6 protein-coding genes are annotated in these 7,031 nt (G+C 56.8%); 5 read left to right on the top strand and 1 reads right to left on the bottom strand.

From position 1 onward, the window contains the following. The first annotated feature begins 586 nt into the window (after positions 1-586). The 5 genes from rpmH to mnmE all read left to right on the top strand — a co-directional run bounded on the left by rpmH (position 587) and on the right by mnmE (position 4,515). On the top strand, positions 587-721 hold the full coding sequence (rpmH, locus tag PspS35_RS29995; RefSeq protein ID WP_003213577.1) for a 50S ribosomal protein L34: 135 nt from the start codon (positions 587-589) through the stop codon (positions 719-721). Positions 722-737: 16 nt separating this feature from the next. Beyond that, positions 738-1,142, top strand: a complete 405-nt coding sequence (gene rnpA, locus PspS35_RS29990) for a ribonuclease P protein component (protein WP_053128141.1) — start codon at positions 738-740, stop codon at positions 1,140-1,142. Next, a complete protein-coding gene (gene yidD / locus PspS35_RS29985) occupies positions 1,135-1,380 on the top strand; it encodes a membrane protein insertion efficiency factor YidD (RefSeq protein WP_010207715.1) in 246 nt (81 codons plus the stop codon). Before rnpA ends, yidD begins: the two co-directional genes overlap by 8 nt. A gap of 2 nt (positions 1,381-1,382) precedes the next feature. After that, the gene (yidC, locus tag PspS35_RS29980; protein ID WP_159937957.1) at positions 1,383-3,065 is read left to right on the top strand and encodes a membrane protein insertase YidC; all 1,683 of its coding nucleotides are present in this window, start codon (positions 1,383-1,385) and stop codon (positions 3,063-3,065) included. 79 nt (positions 3,066-3,144) lie between these two features. Then, positions 3,145-4,515: a tRNA uridine-5-carboxymethylaminomethyl(34) synthesis GTPase MnmE gene (mnmE, locus tag PspS35_RS29975; protein ID WP_159937956.1), complete on the top strand. Its 1,371-nt coding sequence runs from the start codon at positions 3,145-3,147 to the stop codon at positions 4,513-4,515. A 19-nt stretch (positions 4,516-4,534) separates the two neighbouring features. Here the strand turns inward: mnmE and PspS35_RS29970 are convergent, their stop codons facing one another. Beyond that, positions 4,535-6,973, bottom strand: coding sequence for a TonB-dependent siderophore receptor (locus tag PspS35_RS29970; protein ID WP_159937955.1), 2,439 nt, complete (start codon positions 6,971-6,973; stop codon positions 4,535-4,537). Positions 6,974-7,031 lie beyond the last annotated feature (58 nt).

Genomic DNA, 7,031 nt, shown 5'->3' with positions numbered 1-7,031 from the left:
GGATATCCCCTAAGTTGAAAGCCGGTGAGGCAAAAACAGCCGCCATTGTAGCGGCCAGCCGTCCACTTATCCACATGTAGGTTGCTCGCAGACCAGCCAAAATCAATGCGTTACCCCTGGAAAATGCGACCAGCGGTCTGTGCATAAGCTCTGTGGATAAGCACACCTAAGCTCGTTGTACAAGTGGGGTAGAAAGTCTGTGGGTAACTGGCCTGTGGATAAAGTGCCATTCCACACACAGCTTATCCGATAGCGCAGCACAGGCAGAGCACGGTTTCTCCCCCGTGTTGTCATTCTCTGTACACCACGTAGAATAAGGCCTTAAGTCAGTTATCCACAGATGAAGGCCTGCCTAGCTTTTATAAGCTTTACTGAAAAGCTTTAAATAACTTCCTTCTTTATTTTTATATCTATGGGATTGCCCGTGGAAGCCGAGCGAACAGGAAAGCGCGTTTAGGCCTATAGAGATCTAATTGAAGGAAAAGCTGGTTGGAAATTGACCTAGAGGCTTGCTTTCTCTAGAATCGCCGGTCTCTTAAAACGGGGGCCATTCCGGCCCGTTGTGGACGAACCAGGTAACAACGCCATGAAACGTACTTTCCAACCAAGCACCATCAAACGCGCCCGTACCCACGGCTTCCGTGCTCGCATGGCTACCAAGAACGGCCGTGCTGTCCTGTCGCGTCGCCGCGCCAAAGGTCGTGCGCGTCTGGCAGTTTGATAATCCGGTACTGGTGGTGAGTCAGGACTTCAGTCGGGAAAAGCGTCTGCTAACCCCCCGGCATTTCAAGGCAGTCTTTGACTCCCCCACCGGCAAGGTTCCGGGGAAAAATCTCCTGCTCCTTGCGCGTAACAACGATCTTGATCACCCCCGTCTCGGGTTGGTGATTGGCAAGAAGAGCGTAAAGCTCTCCGTTGAGCGCAATCGCCTCAAGCGTCTGATGCGCGAATCGTTTCGCCTCCACCAGGACACTCTGGTTGGTTGGGATATTGTTATCGTCGCGCGCAAAGGCTTGGGGGATGTAGAAAACCCCGAATTGATTCAGCATTTCGGCAAGCTCTGGAAACGTCTGGCGCGTACCAACAAACCAGCACCAGCAGTCAGCACCGAAACTGTAGGGGTAGACAGCACCGATGCGTAAACTGGCACTCGTTCCGATCCAGTTTTATCGCTATGCCATTAGTCCCCTGATGGCCAGTCACTGTCGTTTCTACCCCAGTTGTTCCTGCTACGCGTTAGAGGCCATAGAAAATCATGGTCTTCTGCGCGGTGGCTGGCTGACCTTTCGTCGTTTAGGTCGCTGTCATCCGTGGAATCCCGGTGGTTATGACCCGGTTCCGCCTATCCCTACCTCCCGTTCTTCTTCGATGGCCGAGTAATCATGGATATTAAACGCACGATCCTGATCGTCGCCCTGGCAATCGTGTCCTACGTCATGGTTCTTAAGTGGAACCAGGACTACGGCCAAGCTGCCCTGCCGACTCAGAATGTTGCTACCAACCAGGCTGCGCCGGCTATTCCGGACACCCCGCTGGGTAACAATGCGTCCGCGAGTGCCGATGTTCCCAGCGCGAATGGCGAGACAAGCGCCCCTTTAGAAACGCCAGTGGTCACCAACAAAGACCTCATCCACGTGAAAACGGATGTGCTCGACCTGGCTATCGACCCGCAAGGTGGTGATATCGCGCAGTTGAAACTGCCGCTGTATCCACGTCGCCAAGACCATCCGGATGTTCCGTTCCAACTGTTCGATAACGGTGGTGAACGTACTTATCTGGCACAAAGCGGCCTGACCGGCACCAATGGTCCGGATGCGCGTGCTACCGGTCGTCCGGTTTATTCGACCGAACAGAAGAGTTATCAACTGGCTGATGGCCAGAACCAGTTGAACGTCGACCTGAAATTCAGCCTCGACGGCGTGAACTACATCAAGCGTTTCAGCTTCACTCGCGGTTTGTACGACTTGAAGGTCACTTACCTGATCGACAACACCAGCGAAAAACCTTGGAGCGGCAACCTGTTTGCCCAGCTCAAGCGTGATGGCAGCTCCGATCCTTCTTCCAGCACCGCCACCGGCACAGCGACTTACCTGGGCGCAGCCCTGTGGACAAGTAACGAGCCGTACAAAAAAGTGTCGATGAAAGATATCGACAAAGGCGCGCTGAAAGAGACAGTCCAGGGTGGTTGGGTTGCCTGGTTGCAACACTACTTCGTGACCGCATGGATTCCGAACAAGGCTGAAGCCAACCTGGTTCAGACCCGTAAAGACAGCCAAGGCAACTACATCATTGGTTTTACTGGCCCGGCGTTGACCGTCGCACCAGGCGCCAAGGCTGAAACCAGCGCTACCCTGTACGCCGGCCCGAAAAGCCAGGCAGTCCTGAAAGAGTTGTCCCCAGGTCTGGAACTGACTGTGGATTACGGCATTCTGTGGTTCATTGCCCAGCCGATCTTCTGGCTGCTGCAACATATCCACAGCATTGTGGGTAACTGGGGCTTCTCGATCATCTTCCTGACCATGCTGATCAAGGGGATCTTCTTCCCACTGTCGGCTGCCAGCTACAAGTCGATGGCGCGCATGCGTGCAGTGGCCCCGAAACTGGCCGCGCTGAAAGAGCAACATGGCGATGACCGGCAGAAAATGTCGCAGGCCATGATGGAGCTGTACAAGAAAGAGAAGATCAACCCGCTGGGTGGTTGCTTGCCGATTCTTGTGCAGATGCCGGTATTCCTGTCGCTGTACTGGGTACTCCTGGAAAGCGTGGAAATGCGCCAGGCCCCGTTCATGCTGTGGATAACTGACCTGTCGATCAAAGACCCGTTCTTTATCCTGCCGATCATCATGGGCGCGACCATGTTTATCCAGCAGCGTCTGAACCCAACACCGCCGGATCCGATGCAGGCCAAAGTGATGAAAATGATGCCAATCATCTTCACCTTCTTCTTCCTGTGGTTCCCTGCGGGCCTGGTTCTGTACTGGGTGGTCAACAACGTATTGTCGATCTCTCAACAGTGGTACATCACACGTAAAATCGAAGCGGCTACCAAAAAAGCCGAGGCGTAATTTACTCTGTGGATAACCACTCAAGACGCCCCCTAGTGGGGCGTTTTGCTTTCCGTCACTTTTGTTCTGGAACCTGCTGATGAGCGCTCCTCGTGAAACCATCGCCGCTGTCGCCACCGCTCAAGGCCGTGGTGGTGTCGGTATCGTTCGTATTTCCGGGCCGCTCGCCGGCGTAGCAGCCCAGGCCATCAGCGGCCGAGAATTAAAGCCTCGGTATGCCCATTACGGACCGTTTCTGGATGCGGACCACAGCGTATTGGATGAGGGCCTGGCTCTCTATTTTCCTGGGCCGAACTCGTTCACCGGTGAAGATGTCCTGGAACTGCAGGGCCACGGTGGGCCTGTGGTCCTGGATATGCTGCTGCAGCGCTGCCTGCAATTGGGCTGTCGTCTCGCACGGCCGGGTGAGTTCAGCGAACGCGCATTCTTGAATGACAAACTCGATCTGGCCCAGGCCGAAGCTATCGCAGACTTGATCGAAGCGAGTTCTGCGCAAGCCGCACGCAATGCGTTGCGCTCGCTGCAAGGTGCATTTTCCCTGCGTGTGCATAACTTGACTGAGCAATTGATCAGCCTGCGTATCTACGTAGAGGCGGCGATTGATTTTCCTGAGGAAGAGATCGACTTCCTCGCCGATGGCCATGTATTGGCAATGCTGGATAAAGTCCGCGAGGAGTTATCCACTGTCCTGCGTGAAGCCGGGCAGGGCGCCTTGCTGCGCGATGGCATGACGGTGGTGATTGCGGGTCGCCCCAACGCGGGGAAATCCAGCCTGCTGAATGCCTTGGCTGGCCGTGAGGCCGCCATCGTCACCGAGATTGCCGGCACCACCCGGGATATCCTGCGCGAACATATCCACATCGACGGTATGCCACTGCACGTGGTCGACACAGCCGGCTTGCGCGATACCGACGACCAGGTAGAAAAAATCGGTGTGGAGCGGGCCCTGAAGGCAATCGCCGAAGCGGATCGTGTGCTGTTAGTGGTGGACGCCACGGCGCCTGAGGCTGTGGATCCTTTTGCGCTCTGGCCAGAGTTCCTGGAACAACGGCCGGACCCGGCCAAAGTCACCTTGATCCGCAACAAGGCCGACCTGACGGGCGAAGCCATTGCCATGGAAACCAGCGGCGACGGGCATGTGACGATCAGCTTGAGTGCGAAATCCGCCGGTGATGGCCTGGAATTGCTGCGTGACCATCTCAAAGCCTGCATGGGCTACGAGCAGACCTCCGAAAGCAGCTTCAGTGCGCGCCGCAGGCACCTGGAGGCGCTGCGACACGCCAGCGCGGCGCTGGAACACGGTCGTGCACAGCTGACCTTGGCGGGGGCCGGTGAGCTGCTGGCTGAGGATTTGCGCCAGGCGCAGCAGCTGTTGGGAGAAATCACCGGCGCATTCAGCTCCGATGATTTGCTGGGGCGGATCTTTTCCAGTTTCTGCATCGGCAAATAGCCGAGTTATCCACAGTGCCTTACCAGTTGTAGGACACCGTACCGAGCAAGGTACGGCTGTCGCCCCAGTAGCAGCGCCCTGCATCGTTGCAACCGGATACGTATTCTTTGTCGAACAGGTTCTTGGCGTTCAGGTCCAGCGACCAGTGGGTATTGATCTGATAACCGATGGCAGCATCCACCAACGTAACGCTGCCAGGGTCGAGTTTCCCGTACAGCGTCGGCTTGGTGTAGGAATAAGCGCTGTCGAAGTAACGCACGCCACCGCCCAGGGACAGCCCCTTGAGTTGGCCATCCAGGAACCGGTATTTGCCCCACACAGACGCCTGGTTGCGCGGAACACCGGTCATCTGGTGTCCCTCGACCAATGAACCGGCGGTGTCCTTGGTAATCCGCGCGTCGGTGTAGGTGTAGGCCGCCGTCAGATTCAGGTTGGGAGTAATGTTGCTGTTGATCTCGACTTCTGCGCCCTTGGCCCGGCTTTCACCCACTTGGCGGTAGGTGTTGGTGGTGCTGTCGAGGTAGGTATCGTCCTGTTTGCGCAGGTCATACACCGACAGCGTCATCGCCGTGTCCCAACCGATCGGCTCGTACTTCACACCCACTTCGTACTGACGGCTGGTGATTGGCTTGAGCGGTGAACCCGTGACCGAGATCTGTTGAACCGGGACGAACGCAGTGGAGTAGCTGACATACGGCGTAAGGCCGTTGTCGAACTGGTACATCACGCCACCCTGGTAGGTGAATTTCTGTTCGGTGGTGCTGGAGTCCGATGCGGGCTTCACCTTGTCCCGGAATTGGCTGTCGACCCAATCCTGACGCCCACCGAGCAGAAACAGCCAGTGGTCGTACTTGCTCTGGACCTGTGCATAAACCCCTTTCATCTGTTGTTCGAGCAAGGTGTTTTGCACCGCCAGCGGGGTGGTCGGTTCACGCAGGTAAACCGGGTTATACACATTGATGGTGCCGGCGAAACCCGCATCCCAGTCCTGGTTGAACGAAATGCGATCGTAGCTGCTGCCGAACAACACGGTGTTGTCCACGTCACCCAGCTGGAATTTGCCTTCCAGTTGGTTATCCAGGGAGTAAACCATCGACTTGTTGAAGCGGTCGTAGGCATACATGCCCAACTGCGTACCAAAGCCTTGGTTGTTCAGGTCGCCCGGCCAGGTTTCGTGGCGGGTGATGCGTGACTGCATGTAGCGCGAATTCTGCCGGAACTGCCAATCGTCATTGAAGCTGTGGCTGAACTCATAACCGGCGTTCCAGGCTTCGCGCTCAAAGGTGTTCCAATACGGGTCGCCGAGCATGGTGTGCTTGGACAGCTTGCCGTTGGGATTGCTGAGCAAAGTACCGGCAGCCGGTAGGCCGAGTTCCAGGTTGGTGTGGTCCTTTTGGTAGTTGGCCAGCAGCGTCAGGGTGTTGTAGTCGTCGAAATTCAGGGTCAGGGATGGCGCGAGGTAGAGGCGGTCATCGGGGACGTGGTCTGTCTGTGTGTCGGACTTTCGCCCAAGCATCACTACCCGGCCGAGGATATTGCCACTGTCATTAAGCGGCCCGGAGATATCCACACCCACCTGGCGGCGATTGTTCGAACCGTAACCCAACTGCACTTCGCCCTGTGGGGTCGCGGTGGGGTGTTTGCTGACCAGGTTCACCAGGCCCCCTGGGGCATTTTCGCCGTAAAGCAGGGAAGAGGGCCCACGGAAGATTTCCACACGTTCCAAACCATAGGGCTCGCTGGTGGTGTCGTATCGATTGCCCTGGACGCGTAGGCCATCGCGCAGCAAGCCGTAGCCGTAGTCCGTGGCGTTGAAGCCGCGAATAAAGAACAAATCCCCCGCCAAGCTATCGCCAGCGGCAAAGGGCGGGGCAAAAATGCCGGGGACATAGCCCAACACCTCTGTGAGGGTTTGGGATTTCTGGTCCTTGATGCGTTGGCCAGTCACCACTGAAACCGAGCGAGGTGTTTCCGACAGCGGGGTGCTGGTCTTAGTGCCAATGCGGCTGTTTTGCGCTTTGTAGCCTACATCGCCGGCGATCTCTTGGTTGAAACCGCCCTGTTGATAAGTGCTGACGGTGGTAGCCGACAGGGTGAGTTGGCCAACGGGTGCTGTTTGCAACACGTAGCTGCCAGGGGCCTGGACCACGGCCTCCAGACCTGAGTTTTGCAGCAGCAGTGCAAAGCCTTGTTCAACTGAATAGTCGCCTTCCAGCCCCGGCGTGTTTAAACGCGCGGTTTGCTGGGGGGAGAAGGACAGAATCACATTGGCCTTGGCGGCAAATTGGCTCAAGGCATTGTCGAGCGGGCCAGCCGCGATTGCGTAGTGTTGCACCGCACTGGCGGCCATGACGCCGGTCGACAGCACAACACCGGTGCTGGCAGCAGTGCCCAGCATCAAGCCATAGGTGATGCCGTGGTAGGAGAGTCGCTGGCGAAACTTGGTAGGAAGGCGCATAGGTGGGTAAGCCCTGGAAGGTTGCGTCGTAATTACCTGTAGGGCCGCGCCAGGTAAA

The sequence above is a fragment of the Pseudomonas sp. S35 genome (assembly GCF_009866765.1).
Taxonomy (GTDB): Bacteria; Pseudomonadota; Gammaproteobacteria; order Pseudomonadales; family Pseudomonadaceae; genus Aquipseudomonas.
Note: the sequence above shows the minus strand (reverse complement) of the source record. Positions and strands in the feature narration are given on the sequence as shown.

Bases quoted from the DNA above. Each gene is read 5' to 3' on its own strand.
- rpmH (WP_003213577.1), top strand. From the start codon at position 587: ATGAAACGTACTTTCCAACCAAGCACCATCAAACGCGCCCGTACCCAC.
- mnmE (WP_159937956.1), top strand. From the start codon at position 3,145: ATGAGCGCTCCTCGTGAAACCATCGCCGCTGTCGCCACCGCTCAAGGC.
- yidC (WP_159937957.1), top strand. From the start codon at position 1,383: ATGGATATTAAACGCACGATCCTGATCGTCGCCCTGGCAATCGTGTCC.
- yidD (WP_010207715.1), top strand. From the start codon at position 1,135: ATGCGTAAACTGGCACTCGTTCCGATCCAGTTTTATCGCTATGCCATT.
- PspS35_RS29970 (WP_159937955.1), bottom strand. From the start codon at position 6,973: ATGCGCCTTCCTACCAAGTTTCGCCAGCGACTCTCCTACCACGGCATC.